Origin of the sequence: Endozoicomonas gorgoniicola (assembly GCF_025562715.2) — a bacterium.
Classification (GTDB): Bacteria; Pseudomonadota; Gammaproteobacteria; order Pseudomonadales; family Endozoicomonadaceae; genus Endozoicomonas_A; species Endozoicomonas_A gorgoniicola.
Genome location: NZ_JAPFCC010000001.1, coordinates 3,020,265 through 3,037,796 on the forward strand (window position 1 = coordinate 3,020,265; position 17,532 = coordinate 3,037,796).

The 17,532-nt window shown below is 47.3% G+C and carries 13 protein-coding genes; 8 read left to right on the top strand and 5 right to left on the bottom strand.

The window, feature by feature from the left end; all coding sequences use genetic code 11:
• Window positions 1-4: 4 nt before the first annotated feature.
• Window positions 5-1,426 carry a cytosine permease gene (locus tag NX722_RS13915; RefSeq protein ID WP_262568512.1) on the bottom strand — a complete coding sequence of 474 codons (1,422 nt, stop codon included), beginning with the start codon at window positions 1,424-1,426 and terminating at the stop codon, window positions 5-7.
• A 567-nt stretch (window positions 1,427-1,993) separates the two neighbouring features.
• On the opposite strand from NX722_RS13915, the gene NX722_RS13920 reads away from it, so the two are divergent.
• The 5 genes from NX722_RS13920 to NX722_RS13940 all read left to right on the top strand — a co-directional run bounded on the left by NX722_RS13920 (window position 1,994) and on the right by NX722_RS13940 (window position 8,538).
• A complete protein-coding gene (locus tag NX722_RS13920) occupies window positions 1,994-2,554 on the top strand; it encodes a hypothetical protein (protein WP_262568513.1) in 561 nt (186 codons plus the stop codon).
• Between the two features lie 82 nt (window positions 2,555-2,636).
• Window positions 2,637-3,953, top strand: coding sequence for a conjugal transfer protein TraH (locus tag NX722_RS13925; protein ID WP_262568514.1), 1,317 nt, complete (start codon window positions 2,637-2,639; stop codon window positions 3,951-3,953).
• Between the two features lie 188 nt (window positions 3,954-4,141).
• On the top strand, window positions 4,142-4,339 hold the full coding sequence (locus tag NX722_RS13930) for a hypothetical protein (RefSeq protein WP_262568515.1): 198 nt from the start codon (window positions 4,142-4,144) through the stop codon (window positions 4,337-4,339).
• A 145-nt stretch (window positions 4,340-4,484) separates the two neighbouring features.
• Complete coding sequence (locus tag NX722_RS13935; protein WP_262568516.1) at window positions 4,485-5,138, top strand: YopT-type cysteine protease domain-containing protein; 654 nt, start codon at window positions 4,485-4,487, stop codon at window positions 5,136-5,138.
• A 193-nt stretch (window positions 5,139-5,331) separates the two neighbouring features.
• Complete coding sequence (locus tag NX722_RS13940; protein ID WP_262568517.1) at window positions 5,332-8,538, top strand: conjugal transfer protein TraG N-terminal domain-containing protein; 3,207 nt, start codon at window positions 5,332-5,334, stop codon at window positions 8,536-8,538.
• Here NX722_RS13940 and NX722_RS13945 read toward each other — a convergent pair.
• Window positions 8,535-8,855 (bottom strand): hypothetical protein, encoded by a 321-nt coding sequence (locus tag NX722_RS13945; protein ID WP_262568518.1) that lies wholly within the window; start codon window positions 8,853-8,855, stop codon window positions 8,535-8,537. The genes NX722_RS13940 and NX722_RS13945 overlap by 4 nt on opposite strands.
• 105 nt (window positions 8,856-8,960) lie before the next feature.
• Here NX722_RS13945 and traC point away from each other — a divergent pair, with 105 nt between their 5' ends.
• From traC to traN, 3 genes are read left to right on the top strand one after another with little or no spacing between them, the layout of a single operon-like run.
• A complete protein-coding gene (traC, locus tag NX722_RS13950) occupies window positions 8,961-11,387 on the top strand; it encodes a type IV secretion system protein TraC (protein WP_262568519.1) in 2,427 nt (808 codons plus the stop codon).
• A gap of 2 nt (window positions 11,388-11,389) precedes the next feature.
• On the top strand, window positions 11,390-13,297 hold the full coding sequence (locus NX722_RS13955) for a TrbC family F-type conjugative pilus assembly protein (protein ID WP_262568520.1): 1,908 nt from the start codon (window positions 11,390-11,392) through the stop codon (window positions 13,295-13,297).
• The gene (traN, locus tag NX722_RS13960) at window positions 13,294-16,107 is read left to right on the top strand and encodes a conjugal transfer protein TraN (protein ID WP_262568521.1); all 2,814 of its coding nucleotides are present in this window, start codon (window positions 13,294-13,296) and stop codon (window positions 16,105-16,107) included. Before NX722_RS13955 ends, traN begins: the two co-directional genes overlap by 4 nt.
• Window positions 16,108-16,125: 18 nt before the next feature.
• On the opposite strand, the gene NX722_RS13965 is transcribed toward traN, so the two are convergent.
• From NX722_RS13965 to NX722_RS13975, 3 genes are read right to left on the bottom strand one after another with little or no spacing between them, the layout of a single operon-like run.
• Entirely contained in the window at window positions 16,126-16,389 is a 264-nt protein-coding gene (locus NX722_RS13965; RefSeq protein ID WP_262568522.1) for a type II toxin-antitoxin system RelE/ParE family toxin, read from the bottom strand.
• Window positions 16,377-16,997 carry an IS630 family transposase gene (locus NX722_RS13970; RefSeq protein ID WP_262568523.1) on the bottom strand — a complete coding sequence of 207 codons (621 nt, stop codon included), beginning with the start codon at window positions 16,995-16,997 and terminating at the stop codon, window positions 16,377-16,379. Before NX722_RS13970 ends, NX722_RS13965 begins: the two co-directional genes overlap by 13 nt.
• On the bottom strand, window positions 16,961-17,416 hold the full coding sequence (locus NX722_RS13975; protein WP_262568524.1) for a winged helix-turn-helix domain-containing protein: 456 nt from the start codon (window positions 17,414-17,416) through the stop codon (window positions 16,961-16,963). Before NX722_RS13975 ends, NX722_RS13970 begins: the two co-directional genes overlap by 37 nt.
• Window positions 17,417-17,532: the final 116 nt, after the last annotated feature.

A 17,532-nucleotide genomic window follows, 5' to 3' on the forward strand; every position in this document is an offset into this window, starting at 1 on the left:
CCTCTCATCCATTACACATAATTTGTTTCTTATTTCTTATCAATCCGAACAACAGATATCCCAGAAAAACCACGAAGATATTTACAAAACCTGAATAAAAGCAAATGAAATTATATTTGTCAGAAAGATATGACAAAAAAGTAAAAGCTATTAGCAACAGACTCAACAAGCATTCTTGCCAGCAGTAGTCATTAACACTTTTAAATGATGTGCCATTTATTTTGTTCAGAACATAGTAATTTATAAGAAAAATAACAATAAGCCCATTAATCACGCTCGAATAAACCTTTAAGAAATCAGTAAACAGCGAAATTAACCCACCGTATGAAATCATCTCCAACCTGTATAAAAGTTGTGGAAGAGCAACAAGAGTGGCAAAAATTGAAACAATTAACATTGCCTGACGTCTTGTTATTTTTGTTACTAAACTTTCAAGATCCAATGAAGATGTTGCAAGGCATGCAGCTACAGTAGTAGTTAAAGTAGCCATAAGAACTATGACTAATCCTAGAACTCTTGCTACCGGACTGCCCACCTCATTAATCAGGGAGACAATATCAAAGTGATATAAACCAGTAATTTTCAAAGATGCCGCACCCAGTAGAACTCCAAATGCGCCAAACAATAATTTACCTAAATAGAACCCCACAAACTGCCCTATTATATAATCACTTTTTCTTCTGCTGAACTGGCTAAAGTCTGACATAAAAAAAGTAAAGCTAAACCAGCTACCACATACAATAACACCAGCTTGTATCAAATCACTTACCTGAGCAGGCTCTGTCTGGGCAGTTTTGAGGAAGTTAAAGTCAATCGTATGGTTAGCCCAAATGATCAGCAGCACTCCAATAACGAGCAATAGCGGAGCACAGAAGCACTGGAGCTTTATCAGGGATTTTATGCCATGTCTGAAGACTATAAGATTTATTAAAATAAAGGTGAAATAGCCTACAACCTCACCCGCTCCACCAAGCTGCATCCATGAAGGAAATACTGAACATAGAATAAGGTTTATTGCCATTCCACCAAACAGACTGTGTATTCCAAACCAGCCACAACAAACCATCATCCTGACAGTTACAGGCAATATGACCCCTTTATTGCCAAATACTCTGTATAAAAGAACCACTGTATTGGTTCTATGCTCATAACCTGGCGCTGCCGTTAGAAGACTGAGTAAAAAGGCTATAAAACCACATACTGCAAGCATGGTTAGGGCCTGCAGGATCGTCAGGCCAAATTTTATGACCAGTAAAGTGCCTATGCTGTAGCCAGACACGCAGATCACTATGCCAGACCAAAGACTTGCATAGTCAAACCACTGCCACCTGTCTTCTATTCCGTCACTTAACTTCTCAGGCACCCTGCGGATTTCGAGAGGCAGCAAAGACTCTGATTCTGCGGAACCTGCTTGATGATATTTCATAGCTCTGACTCTGTTATGCCAGAAATAAACGATAGTTCTAGTACTACACGCCGTGCTTCTGACTGATCACTGTGCTAAATAACTCTGAACACTATTCACAGGGAGTTTGTAGTGAGTACAGCTAACTGGGTGGAGCCAGTTAACCTGTTTAGTCTGGACATCAAACCATTACGATTGCCGTTAAAGCCAAAACCCAGCTAAATATAGCTGAGTTCATGACTTCGGCATGAGCACACAACTGAGGTGCATCATGGCGAACAACTCTATTCCCCTTGCATGGCAACTGCTCTGTTTGGTTTTACTGTCATTTTTGCTTCTATGCAGTATCTACCGATTGTCGTGTAAATATCTCTTGTTCTGGCATCGAACGCTATTTGATGCTTTCTCACTCTTTGCTTTTTAGTCCCTGATTTACTTCATCATCTGCGAAGGTGCCCTCTCGTTTTTCTGAAATCAAACTACAGGATTGTATTTGCCTAATGCGCCTACGGCCGGTGATGAGCGGTAGCGTGCCTAAACAGGCACTCCGGGAAGATGGGAGGCAACCCGGGGTGCAGGAGCTTTTAAATGAATTCTTCCCGTCCCGTGATCGAATTTGAACTTGAGCTGCAAACCCGTCAGGCACAGAGCATGAAAAACTGGCTGACCCATAACCTGGGAGGCATGTTTTATATGCTTGAAGTGGTGTTCAGGAATAAGCCGGAGCTTGATGAGCCCGTAAGGCAGACCATCAACGAGATTGTAGAAGCCTTTGATGACCTTGATGATGATTTACTGGTCTGTATCGAAGAGCAAGACCGAAAAAAACTGCCTCATAATAACATTAACCTGAAATATTCGAACCCGAAAAATGTGTCTGTTGAATGCTCTACACCGCAGTTACTTTGCTGCCAGCAGTTGTTGAATCACTTTGATCAAGTGGTACAGGCTTTTGATAAGCAGTGGCTGTTGAAACAGATTTCCCGTCAGGAACACCAGCAGAATATTATGACATGGATGCAAAAAGTGTCCAAAGTGCTGTTTGAGTGCAATAAAAAATATCGCTCTGTCCGACATCAGGTCATGGATCAGACAGATACTATTCCGGCAGAAACCGATGAAAGTCAGGCATTATTACCTTTGGCATGATATGAACCGATTTCTGGTTTTATGGCTGATCTTGATTTCCTGTAGTTCTGTCGCCAGTTCGCTTCAGCAGGAACTGAACAAAATGCTTAACACTCTCTCATCTTCCAGTTCTCCGGCGGTTTATCAGTCCCAGAGACGCGGTGTGATTACGGGTGGCTCATTTCATGCCAGAACCTCGATCAATGAAACCAACCTGACCGGCTTTGTCCCTCCCAACTTTAGTGCAGGCTGTGGGGGTATTGATTTATACGGCGGATCGTTCTCATTTATCAATAGTGAGCAGTTCAACAAGCTGATCCGGGATATTGCCGGTAACGCTTCCGGCTATCTGTTGGGTCTGGCCATCAGTGCCATGAACGAGAAAGCCTACCAGCATATTGAAGCCCTGCAGGAAAAGATTATGCACCTGAACAGTCTCTTCTCGAATTCCTGCCAGATGGGGCAAGGCATCGTAAACAGCCTGCCCATGCCTGCGGCTATGAAGAAGTTTCAGACCGACGCATCGTTGAATATCAGTCGTGCCAATGTGGCTGATACCTTTCAGGCTTTTACCGGAACGGGCTTGGCGAACCGTGATCCGGTAAAAGCCTGGAGCCAGTCCGCCAGTGAACAGAGTAAACAGCGGATGACGGGCAATCTTGTCTGGAATGTCCTGAAAAAGTCATCCGCTATCAGCAGTCCGGATTTTCGGGAAGCGGTCATGAGTCTGACCGGAACGGTTGTCGTATCCATGAATGGTGAAGGTAATCCAATCATTTTTCCCTACGTGGGGAATCATCTGAAAGTGGAAGATCTGATTTATGGGAGCCAGAAGACGAGACTGTATCGCTGTCAGGATCGTGATCAATGTTTATCCTTGTCGTTGCAAGACAGCCAGCAGATTACCGGCCTGTCAGAGCAGCTAATCCAGTTATTGAATGCGGTGGCTGACCACTGGGATCAGAATGCAGGCAGTGCTTTATCGAGAACCTCAAACTCCGTACGACCTTTGTCGGTTTTACAAAGCCTGCCCGTTGGCACTGGCGGAATGATTCGAAACCTGACTACAGCCGATGTACAACTCGCCAGACAGTTTATAGCTCAGGCTGCACCCCATATCGCTTTTTACATCGTGCATCAGTTTATTGAAGACTTGCATCAGGTGGCGCAGGCGCTGGTCAACATGGAAGGCGACCTGAATCCTTTTTCTGAGCAGCTTCAGACAACGCTGAGAAGTTCACGGCAGCAGCTACAGCAGGAACTGCACCGGCTGGGACAACGCTATGGTCGCTGGGGTGAACTTATTCAGGATTACCGCCATATGCTGGCCGTGGCACAACAGGGACGCTATCAGGGCAGCCAGTATGAAGCGCAGAAATACCACAAGTATCGTTCCAGTTCTCAGTCAACCCACCAGTGACAGATATGGTAATAACACCGAAATAGCTACTATTTCAACTTCAAGAATCCGATCAAATCAGCCTGATAGTAGGTGGATATAGTGTAAGCATTCGGTGAACCCATCTGAAGCATGACTATTTGACCATGTTCAACTATATTTCCTGAATGCTTTCTTCAGTTCTTTCCACTACCACTGAAGCTGATATCGTGAAAACACCTTTTGCTTATGCGCGAGCAACGTTAAGCAAAATGGAGTACATAGAGCTCAAAGCGCAATCGAATCAGTGGCACAGCCAATGGCTGCGCACCCGTCAACGGGAGCGGGAGGCGCTTGCCCACACTGCACAGATTAAGGTCAAACATCAAGAAGAAATCAGTTGCATCTTCCAAGCTTGGTTCAGCTAGCCTCCTGTTGCTACGATGAAAGCTCTGCGAAGCCTTAAAGCCTGAGTGGAAGCAGCGAGACCAGCGTAAGAATTCACATGGCTGCTCATTCGGTCAAAGAAAAACTTGAGAGTCGAATGGCACATTCTTGTGTTCGGATAAGAAAATGACTTTTGAAGAATGGCTTATTGATTTAGTAAATCGTCATCATGGGCATATCACCTGGAGGTTCTCTCAAGACGAGCCGTTATCCTCTATACAAGAGTTGAAACGTTATATGCCTGGTGTTTGTACGGCACTCAGCACTTTATGGATTGTTTACCATGCTCATGAGGGCAGCCTTTCCAATCATATAAAATCTGATGCAAACTTGGATGTAACCATTTGGCATAAGGCGGGCTATCTTCAACAGTGTTTATCGACGGTTGAAAGCGTCAAAAACTTCTTGATGGGTCAAGGAATTTCTCCTGTCCTTATTAATCATAACGTTTTACAAGCAAGCTCCTCTAAGACTGTAGGAGGATGGAGTTATAAATTCGTCCAACACATCCAAAAACAACCACCTTCTGGCGCTATTTATGAAGCATTAGTTGTGTTTACCCAGTGTTATGCCGTTATTTATTTCCGAGGGAGTTCGAGTCACGCAGTTTCTGCCTGGATTGGTGATGTTGACGCCATTTTTTTTGATCCAGATGTAGGAGAGGTGTGGTTCGATAAAAAGCATAATTTCATGAGTTTTTTAGCTGAATATTATGCACACCTTTACGTTTTCTGTAATAAAATTGATGACGGTTTTGAAATTTATCCATTTTCTCGGTAGTCGCTAATATTTTTAGTTCTTTATGGTGGATCCGGGGCGAAGAGCCAATGGATAATGATGTTGCTACTATTTCAATTTCAACAATCTGGTCAAATCAGCCTGATAGTAGGCGGATATAGTAGCACTACTATTTGCTATCCCTTTAACTGTAAGGCTTTTCGGTGAGTTAGTAGCTCAGTAGGGGTTACAAATCATGGAAACGGTATACAGCATTGGGGATGCAAATTTCCTCTACACCATTCTGAATGGCCTTGTGATGATGGTCGGTAATCCCGATTTTGTCATGACCATCAAGATTGGCTTTACCATCGGGGCGTTTTATCTGGCCTTGCAAGGGTTGATCGCGGGTAAGTTTCCGGCTTTTCAGCACTTGTTACTGAGCCTGCTGATTTATTCGGCACTCTTTGGCTTGCCTGCCGGTGGTAAAAGATACAAGGGTATCGACGTGGATATTTACGACGTTTATACCGATACCAACCGCAAGGTCGATGATGTGCCTTTTGGTATTGCGCTGACCGCTTCCATGCTGTCATCACTGACATGGAAGCTGACAGAGACATTTGAACAAACCTTCCATACGACGGATGCCACACGACTAACCCGCAGTGGTTATATGTCCAGCCTGGTTCGCATGATAGAAGCCAGAAGTTTTGCGATGGAACGGTTTCACACCAACAGGCATCTTGCCCAGTCATGGCTGAACTACATTAAGGAATGCACCTTGATCGGACTGGATCAGAACCGTAAAGCCATAGAGGACGTGTTTGATAACCCCAATATACTGTCCGGCTTGGAATACCCGTCAGAAGTCTTCGGAACCCTGATTTTTAAAACCGCACAATCACAGGGGGAGAATGTCACCTGCAACCAAGCATTTCTGTGGTTACGGCAACAAACCCAGCTTTTCTTTGACCAGCAGTTACAGACAGAGTTGAGCAGTCAACGGGGTATTTCACTGGGTGAATCCCTGAGAGCATTAAGTGAACAGGCTGAATCCTCCCGCAACTTCCTGATGGCTTCAGCTTTGCTCCCCATCTATCACGATGCCACTGTAGAACGACTCCAGCAGATGCAGCAACCACAGGCGGCCATTATGACCCAACAAGCTCTGCTGCAAAGGAACTCACAATGGGCAGGTGAACAGCACCTGTTCCTGAGCAGTATGCGGGCAATGATGGCCTATATCGAGGGATTTGTTTTTGCGGTAACACCACTGATGGGATTGCTGGTTTGTGTCGGATTATTCGGTGTGCGGCTGGCGTTTAAATACCTGATGCTGCTGTTATGGATTCAGCTCTGGATGCCTGTACTTGCCATCAACAACCTTTATATTTCCATGGTCGCCAAGGGTGCAATGGCAAATATGTCTGCGCCCCTCACCAGCTTTAGCGGGATTATGGAGGCGGGACCGATATTGGAATACTGGCTGGGTGTCGGAGGCATGATGGCAGCTTCAACGCCTGCACTGGTACTGATGCTGCTTTATGGCAGTGCCATCACCGCAACCCATCTGGCAGGACGTATGCAAAGTGGTGATTTTGTTAACGAGAAGATTCCTACACCGGATGTTCTGATGCCGGGTTCTGCGATCAGTCAGCAGGCTGGCTGGAGTATTGCTCCACAGCAGGGAGCTACCCGAGGGCAGATTGATCAGGTGGTTCCAGCGTTATCTGCCAGCAGTCAGCTGTCAAACCTTGTTCAGTCCAAAGATGCCGCCCGAAAGAGTGCGGGGTTGGCTTTCAGTCAGGCGACAACCAGTGCTTTCCATCAACGCTTCGGGGAAAGTATTGATGCCAAAGAAATGCGGCAATTCAGTGATAGTCTGTCGTCCAGTCAAGGACAAGTGGCTCAGCTGGTGAATGATATGGCGAGGGATATTAAAAAAGATTTTGGGCTAAGTTCACAGCAGTCCAGAGATGTTGCCGTATCAAAGGTTATGGAAACTGGCGGGGGGCTTGGCCGCAGTATTATTGGAAACATTACAGGCCTTAAAGCCGATTATTCCAGAAATCAACAAGGTTCTAATAAGGAAATACAGCAGACTAATTTCAAGGAAGCTATGGAACATGTAAGCAAGGAAAGCTTTTCACAAAACTGGGATTCTCGGATCAATAAAGCGATGGCAATGGATGCCAGTAATAGTCACTCGGAAAGCTGGATAAAGGAGCTGGGCGTCAGTGATAGCCAGCAATATCAACAGTCTGCACAAGAATCCCTCAGTTCCGAAAAAAGTTATGAAGAAGCCAGTCAGCTTCAGCACCAATTAGGTGAAGCATTGAATACTGCTCCGGCAGTTTGGGCAAATAAGCTGGCGTCATCTGATGCGGCCATGTCCACTTTGCAAAATGTACCTTATGACTCTGATTTCAATCAATCAGTAAACAACAACATACAGCGGTTTCAGGGGCAGTTTGCTAATTCAAAAGAAGCATTGGCAGCAGCACTGGTGGCTAGCCATATTAATACACCTACCCAGCAAAATTTTGAACGGTTGGGTAAAGCTCTGGGACAAGCAGGACTATCAGAAACCAGCAAACAAACCGCAACCCCATTAGCTAATCAAGAGTTGAAAGAGAATGAGTTACCGAAAGTATCAGAGAATGTATCTGGCAGGTTAACGACTCCCAAAGCCATTGATAAACATGATGTAGAACAGCATTTTTCTGGAAGCAGGTTTCAGACAGACAGAGCGAAGTCACTGACAGGTTCATACCTAAGTGGCAGTCAATCATTATCAGGCAGGTTCGAACGGTCAGATCAAAATAAGTCTCAGGTGACAGGTTTGTTAACGCAATCCAGTTTTGGCAGGAATCCTTCTACTGAAGGAAAAGGTTTGAGCATGACATCCAGTGAAGCATTCGATAAAGCTATTGAGTATGGATTGACACAGACTCAAGCAAGCCTGTTTTCATCACTGGTTAAAGACCGCGACCCAAGTTACGAGCGAAGTACAGAACCTGAAGACCGGAGCCATCGCTCAGGGCAGGCAATCGCTGAAATCAGTCGTGGCTGGGGAGAAAGTGGAGCAACACTGGGCTTGCACGCATTTAACCATTTGACCCATGCAGCAGACCACCCCGAGCACACTCATTCAGCTTTGTCCTTGATTGGCGAAATGAACCGTGTTTATCAGCCAGAACTGAAAGCATATGATCAGTCTGTTAGTTCTCTACTCAAAGGGCAGGAACTTTATGCTCAGGAAGGCAACTACCTGGATACTTCTATGCCTCCTGAACATATTGGCTCAGGCGTTAAAGAGCAGCTGCAGGCACGGGAAAAGGAAAACAGCCAAAGGTTGTTTGGTCATGATGTAGGTCGCTTCCAAGAAAGCTCCGGCAAATTTACAAGGGCTATGAGAGAAACGAAAAATGATATCTCTAAAATCATCCAGCCAGATTAAGCAAATTCTCCCATGACAAGTTCGCGGTGCTTACGTGAGTAGTTAGGACTCATGAAATTGGATTCATAGGGTAAATGATATTCTACAGTTTTATCAGCCTCTTCTTTAAAAATGTCAATACAGAAGTCAGGATCAAATCGCCACAGCAAATAAAAACACACGACAGAGAAAATCCCCCAAAATACAGGCGAAACCAGGACACCCAAGAAATAACCCTGAACTACAACTGAATACCAAACCTGTTCCAGCACCAGACAACTTAACGCCAGTATCATAAAGCTACGACTAAACCGCTTGATACGCTGCCAGAGACTCATAACTCACCTCCCTTCAGGGATGAAAACAGATTCTACGCCACCCGATTTACCGGACAGCATCTCTGTTTTCTACACAGTGAACATAGCACAACTGAGATTAAAATCATGTTTGCCAAGCGTCCGGTTCCGACACCGGAACCTCAGCAATTTTCCGACTCATTAATGACTGCCAGAGCTTATGACCCGAACAGTCATGTGTTTTTATGCGACGACAAACACCTGTTCTTTGGATTTCTCTGCATGACCATGAGTGGATTGGACAATGGTCTGGATGACCGCCTTAATGGACTGCTCAATCAGGACTGGCCGGACGATGCCCTGATGCAGTGTGGACTGGTATTAAGCCCCGACCTGATGCAGACCATAGAGCAGCTATTGGCTCTACAGGGGCATGTGGACTCTGCTTTTGCTGCCATGCTGGACCAGAATATCCGGCAGTTACGGGCTGGGGTTCACCAGCCCATGACCAATGACCAGAAGTTGCGGCGGGGTATTTTATGGATGACCGTGAAAGTTCCGCTGCGACAACGGTCTCCCAGTGATGAAGAAATGCTCAGGGTTAAGCGGCTACGACAGACGTTTGCCGGTGGTATTGAAACCGCAGGCCTGGCTTCGGCTCCCATGAGCCAGAATGACTGGCTGCGACTGAGTATGATTCTGGTCAACCATCCTGAACAGGGACGCTGGGCGCTCAGCCAGATTGCTGCTGAACCGGAACATGCCCTGAATGAACAGGTGTTTGATCCTGATACACCGCTGGAAGTTCACCCTGATCATTTGGTTCTGGGTACAGGGCAGAAGCAACGTTTTGTCAAAGTGCTGGTTGCGAAACAGCTACCGCCTTTTGCCGCTCTGGGGTTGGCTTTTAATTACATGGGTGACAGCCAGAACGGACACCGGGGCATCAAATGCTACGCCCAGATTCATGTGTTACTGCATTTCCCGCCGGTGCGCCAGCTTCAGACTTCACTGAATAACCGGCAACGGATTGCCATCCAACAGGCATCCAGCCCGATTACCCGTTTTGAACCGCGGCTGATGGAACGCAAAAAAGATTTTGATTTGTTGTTTGGCGCATTGAACCAGGGCGATGCACCTCTGAAACTGACTTTTACGCTGGTGCTGTACTGCGACAGTCAGAAAGAAGCCGACATGTTGTCGTCCAATGCCAGCAGCTATTACCGTGAGTTGGGATTCATGCTCTATGAAGATGTGTATTTCATGCTGCCCATGTTTCTGAACACCTTACCCGGCAATGCCCAGAAAGCCACCCAGACCCTTGCCCTGCACGAGAAGACAGTGGCGACCCGTCATGCGGTGTCACTGCTGCCACTGTTTGATGATTGGTCTGGTCATCAGGAAGTATTGCTGAATCTGGTGTCCCGGCGTGGGCAGTTAATGAACCTGTCCATGTTTGAGTCCAACAGCAACTATAACGCTATTATTGCTGCGACCTCCGGGGCAGGAAAAACCGTACTGGTCAATGAAATCATCAGCAATGTCCTGATTCGTGGCGGGCAATGCTGGACACTGGATATAGGCGAAGGCTACAAAAAACTCTGCCAGCACTTTGATGGCTTGTTTCTGGACTTTGATCAGGGCAGCACCATTGGCATGAATCCTTTTGCACTGGTGCATGACTACGAGGAAGAAGGCGATATTCTGCTGGCTCTGATTATTGCGATGGTTTCACCGAGGGAACCATTAACGCCTTATCAGGAAGCCAGTTTAAGAGAGCAGATCAGGGAGCTGTGGGAGCAGGAAACCACTGGCAGTACGATTGATGGGTTACAGGAACGCTTACGGCAACACCCTGATGAGCGTATTACCGATCTTGCGGTTCAGCTTAGTGCCTTTACCTCCAAGGGTGAATACGGACGTTTTTTCTGTGACGACAATACACTGGACATTAACCAATCGTTTACTGTGCTGGAACTGCGCCATCTGGACAGCCGGAAGCACCTTCAACGAGTCGTGATTCTGGAGCTGATTTATCTAATCCAGCAGATTATGTACTTTGGTGATGTGAACCGAAGAAAACTGGTGGTGATTGACGAAGCCTGGAACTTGATGCGGGACACTCAGGGAGCCGCACTGTTTATCGAACACGGCTTCCGTCGTTTTCGTCGCTTTAACGGCTCAAACCTTATGGCAGCCCAGCGTATTGAGGATTTTTATGAAACCCCGGCAGGCAAAGCCGCGCTGGACAACAGTGCCACTCAGTTCCTGCTGAAACAGGAAGTGGCAACCATTAACGAGCTGGAAAAACAGCAACGGCTACCACTGTCACCGGAAGGCTACAAGCTATTGCGAAGTGTCCATACGGTGGAAGGTAAATATTCCGAAGCCCTTGTTCTTACCGGGCAAGGTTCTGGCATAGGAAGGCTGATTCTCAATCCTTTCAAGAAGTTACTGTATTCAAGTCATCCAGAGGATGAAGGTGCAATCAGAGCTTACCGGGCACAAGGTCTGTCGTTGAGTGATGCGATCCTTCATGTGCTTAAAGACAGAAATCAACTTTCAGCTTTTTAGTCATGCCTCTCTTTTTCTGCCTGGTGATCATCGGGTTTTGCAGCTGTACTCTATCCGTTCAGGGCAGCGTTCATATCAAATTATTTGTCTCAGCGAGCATGAAACAACCATTGCTGAATGAGTTGCTGAGCCATTCTGAAAGCGAAGTGTTGGTGGTCAGGGGTATCGACTCACGGCAGCAAAGTTTGGCGGTTGCTTTCCAGCAGTGGCATCAGCTGTTGAAAGCCAATAATTCTTCCGCTTCGGTAGAGATTGATCCGGTCGCCTTCAGGCAAGATCAGGTTGATCAAGTTCCTGCCATGTCACTGATAGTCAATGGTAAAACAGAACTCACAGCATTTGGAGTCACATCGGTTAACTGGATGGTGCGCCAATACCATGCTGGCAAGCGAGGCAATATCGGCACTTATGGAATGACTTATCCAATCAGTGAACCGGATTTATTGGAGGTATTGCGACAGCGGTTACAACAGCAAGATTGGCAGACCATCAACGCACAGGCTCAACGACGGTTACAGAGTAAAGTCTTCTCTTTTGGAGTGACATTGCCAACCAGCCGACAGGTGTCCAGTAGAGTGTTGAAACTGTCCGGTAGCTGGCGCATCCCAATGGTTGTTCTGGATATCAATGACCGTCAACAACAGCAAGCCGTGGCGTCTTGGCTGCAACAATATCCCAATGCTCTGATCCTGATTTCAAATGGCTCATTGCAGCAGCTTAAACGGCTGCCTGCGATCTGGCACAAACACCCGATGTATGTTGCAACTCCGGAATTAATTCGGCGCTTCCAGTTAAGTTCTTTGCCCGTTTTACTGGCACCTGAAAACCATAATAACTGGCGAGTCACTACCGCAGCCGTTTCGGCGTTCTCGGTGCTGGATAGCTTGTCATGGATTAGAGCCTTGATTTCCAAAGCCTCACAGCCAGCCTATGCGCTTGGCACGACTGACAACCCATCTAAAGCCCTTTGCCAGAACGTGCCAGTTCTCTCTGAAAAGCTCATCACTTCCGTTCCCTGGAAAGAGCTGTTTCCCATCCGAATCGGGTTGGCAAAGCTGGGCTCAGGTAAAGAGCCGAATCACAGAGCCAAAACCAGCACAGGGCTGTGTCTGTGCGAAGACAGTGCAGGCATGTTTCATCCAGGCGTAACTACCGGATTCTGGCGGCCTCAACGACTAATAGAACTGACCCGCAGTCCGGGCTGCCTGATGGCTCTTGGTGGCCACAAGCTCCCGATGGTTGACCAGCGTCGCTGGGGAACGTTGGGTTCTGCCAATATTCCCAAAGGGCTGACTTATATGCACGCCCACGTTTACAGCCTGTCGCTGATTGAGATGTTGAATATGTTTACTGGCATTGGTGGCTGCACCAGCGATCTAGTGGATTTTGACCTGATGAACTTGTCTGAAGTCGATCCGTCATGGAATCATCCAGAACTGGCCGCCCTACTCTCTCCGGATCTGGCTGGCTATGCCAACCCTGCAGCGATGAATGCCTGTACTGCCGACGGTCTGGCTGCTTTGAATTCACAACCAATGGACAATCTGCACTGGTGCGCCGGAAGCTGGGGTAATATCTATCCTCTGTCAGGTTTCACCAGTACTTATGGTCACTTCGCCGACAACACCAGCCTGCTCGCAACAAGAGCTTTAGCCAAGATTCACCGCATCGGACTTGCCCGAAAAACCGTAGGTGAGGATGCACAGTGCCATAGTCGTATTACCCCCTGGCTACCCAAAAGCCAGTACAAGATGAGCATGTTCTGGCCAGAACCGGAAAAACAGAAAGCCCACTGGATCGGAGCCTCTGCGGCTACATGGGGAATGCACCGGCATCCATTGGGTAAAGACGACGCCATGTATTTGATCTGGCAGTACCGGGATTGTTGTCAGACGGCAGTGAGCCAGTGAAATACTGTCGACCCAACACAGTGTATTGCCTGCTTCTCTTTTGCATAAGCACTGCCTTTGCAGAAGAAGCCGCTAAAACCTTTGAGCAACACACTCGCTCTCAGTGGCTCAACGACATCAATCATAAGACTGAAGCCGTTACCCGCAATCCGGAACCGATTATTGGCTCTGATTCAAAGATCATCATGGAACAGTCCAAAGATCAGCAACATCGTCAAAAACTGGAAGGTTATTATCAAAACGAGGATTTTGACGGCTTGCAAACCTTTGGCGAACACAGGGCAACCCAGTTGAAGACCGAACAGTCACCGGAAGGCGAAGCCTGGCGTCTGCTGAACCAATCACCCGACCGCTACTATCCCGACGCCAATGAACACCGGATTCTCGGGGCTATGGATCTGAGTGTAAATGCGCTACAGCATCCCAACACATGGTCACAACAAAAACATTGGCCCACCGATGCTCAGGGCAACCCGATTTACGACTCTAATGCAGAGATGAGTACCACTATTGCCCGCCTGCGCCAGCATTTTAAAGGCTGTGATTACCAGAAAACGCTGGTACTGAAACAGGATCGGCAGGTGCATAGCCCGGATATCAGGGAGTGTACCCGAGCATTGGTCACAGACGACAACGTAACGCTTAGCCGTAAAATAAGAATCAGCCCATTCCTTGAATACGTCTCTGGTTCAGGCTTGGCAGGTATGAACAGCTGTGAAAGCAGTTCTGCCAATGAAGGCTGCATCCAAATTCGATTAGGCAAAGACCGGGGCGCAGATAACTACTACCGCTGCGGCTGCTGTATCAAAGAAGAAACATTCACTGTCACATTGCCAAGGCCAGAAGCCCTTACCCGCGCCGTCATTCAGGAAGCCCGCTGGGATGACCGGATGCAAATCTGGATTAACGATCATAAGGTATGGCAGAGCAATGGTGACTTTCCACCGGAGAGCGGCGGTGGTTGTGAGCTGGATGAGAACTTTCACCTGAACAGTCCTATAACCTTGGACAGCTCTGTATTCAAAAGCCCGGATCATCAACTCACGGTTAAAATACGCACCTCTGTTGGAGACAGAGGTGAAGGCTACGCCCTGATAAAACTGTACTTTGATATGAACCAACTGGTGGATGAAGACCGCTGGACACCGTCTTCCGAACTGGAGCGACTACAAGCCATGAAACAGTGGCAACAGGACGGTTTATGCAATCTTCAATTCCACTGTCTTGAACAGATGACAGAGACCGAACACTCTCTTCACGGCAAAGTGATTCCGTTGCATCCGACCTTGTCACGACAACTACCCTCTGAGTGTAAAACGGTCAGAGCAGAAGCTGACTGTTTTTATTACAAAACCACAGCCACACAACAGCCTCCCGATAGCTGCGCCCAGTTCGCCAATAATCCTGACTGTGAATTTCTCGGCAATCGATGTCTGGGAGAGAAGAGTGGCACCTGCTACACCTCGGAAGACCGCTACGACTGCGGCTACACCGGTTCACTAAATCGCATCGGTATTGAGGAAAGGATTCACTGTGAAGGCCAACCTATGAAGTGCATGTTAGGAGAATGCCAGGCGGATATAACCGACGCTGATAATACGGATTTTGCCAGTGCGGTCAGCGGACTCCACGCCGCAAAACATATGGCGCACGATATGGAGTGCGACCCTTATGGTGGCGGCTGCCAGATATTCAGCGGTAAAGCCTGCACCTGCAAAAAAGGTATTTTCAATATGGTGGACTGCTGCAACCTGCCCACCAATGTCAATTTTGGAAGCTACCTGAACCTGCTTTTGATGGGGTATCTATTCGATAAGTCTGCAATCCATCTTCAATCAAACTACCCCAACCAGTTAACCGGCCAGTACCAGAAAATGCGGGAACCTTTGATGCAGGGCATTAACAAGCTCAGTCAACCCGCAAAAAATCTATGGTCAGGCGTGGGAAAGAGTTGGGACAAGCTCTCCGAAAAACTCTGGCCAACACCGGCTGAAGTCCACACGCAAACCGCTACAGCCCAACCTATTGCCGGAGAGCTGTCGCAAGAAGCGCAGTCATCTCTGTTGGGCAATATGCAGCAACAACTCATGCGAAAGATGGCCGAAGTCGTCCAAAAAGTGCTGGGAGAAGACGCCACCAACCTGTTGTTCCGAACAGCAGGCAACAACCTGGCCTCACAGGGTGGACAACTCAGTCAGCAAGCTCTTGTTATGAATCCAGCCATCACTTCGGCGATCAGTGCCGTGACCATGCTCTACACCGCCTATACCATGACCAAACTCATCATCCAGATCACGAACAAATGTGAAGATGAAGAGTTTGAGCTGGCAGCAAAGCGGGAAATGAAGACCTGTCATAAGGTCGGCAGCTACAGAAAATCCAAATTACTGGGAATAAGCAGCATGAGCTTCAACAGCTACTGCTGCTTCAACTCACCACTGTCACGCATTCTGCAGGTACAAATCAGACAACAGTTAAACATGGGCTGGGGTTCCGCCAAACATCCGGATTGTTCTGGTATCACTCCCGAGGTTTTACAAATAGTAGACTGGAACCGAATCGACCTGAGCGAGTGGCTGGCACTGCTGAAGCTGCAAAACAAATTGCCGGAACTGAATGCAGATACCCTGAAGCAGCTCAACCTGGAAACACTCACCGGCAAAGGCTCACGGCTAGATTTTGATGAACAGCGGGAGGATAGCCGGAAACGGCTGGAGGCGAGATATGAGGGTATCAGTCCAGCGCAACTGGACCAATATCAAGGCGGAAAGACCGAACACCTCCGTAGTCAGATCAGAAAAAAACAATGATCTCGTACGAATAGGCGATCAATAGGATTTTGACTGGTAATCCATTGACTGGTGAAGCATGCGGGCAATGACAATGCCGGTTTCAGATTCTCGGAAAAACACAACGTGTGCATTAACAGGGTAAGACCGGAGACCAGACCTTACCTCATCACGCTTTCGTGCCATGCCCGGCGTATCGGCAAGTGCCTGAAACGTCTCAAACAACGCTCGAATGTACGAATCGGCCTGAGCCTCACCAAACTCCTGAAGGGTATATTGATCTGTGAATATTATACGTAACACTGCCTGCAAGCATAACGGGTGTCATGTAACCTGAAGAATCCTTTTATTGTTTCAGGACTTTTTTGCAAACTCCGCATCTTGCCCCGAATAAATTTTATAAATTCATCTTTTGTCTTCAGGGCAACCTTACCCAACTTTTCTTTAAGGTAGTTCCAGGCTTGCTCATCTGGATTCAGCTCTGGTGAATAGCTCGGCAGTAGATGAAGACCTAACAGCCTTGGTTCCTGTGCTACATATTCTTGTGTGTGTTTAGCTCTATGTGCAGGATGTCCATCTGTGATTACAATCACGGGCTTATCAACGCTTCGAACCAAAGATTTAAGAAAGTTTACGAAGGCAAAACGGTTCATGCTGCCTGTGAATGTTTTGTATCTCATTATCCCTTCGGAGCTTACTACTGAAATAAGGTTCGACCTGTGTCTTGAGCCTGTAGCCTTCACGACAGGAGTGAGTCCCTTGACGCCCCACGTTCGGCCACGGTGACTCTCTGATTTAGCCGTAGATTCATCCAGAAAGAAAATAATGGCATCTTGCTCATCTGCTTGGCTGAGTATCTGCGGATAACGAACATTCAGCCACTCATCAATTTTTTTTGATCCTGCTGCCATGCTCCCCAACGAGGCTTCTGTGGACTAAATCCCATTCGCTTCAGAAGTCTGGCAACAGAGGCCGGTACATATTTAACCTGAAATGTCTGATCAATCAGCTTTGCGACTATCTGGCAAGTCCACAGAGGAGTTTGATAACCATAGTCTACGGGAGTACTGCTTCTGAGAAGCAGATGGAGCTGTTCTTGCTGCTCTGGAGATAATTTTGGCTTTGGGCCGGTCTTGCCTGTGCGCGTTTTAAGGCCATCCCATCCACCAGTTTCATAACGGTCGATCCATTCATAGACGGTCTTTCTTGACGTTCTGTATTTGCGGGCGAGGCTGGAGGGGTTCATGCCTGCATGCCAGTCTTTAATGGCGTCAAATCGTATTTGTTCCCGAACCTCATCCGAGATTTTACGTCCGTCAATATTGTTCATTACTGCCTCATCTATGAAGCAGGAGATAATACCAGACGACAGATGTTACTTATAATACGCAAAAACCAATAGTCAAATATCCCTTCCATATCCTGCTCTGCCAACGGCCTGAACAG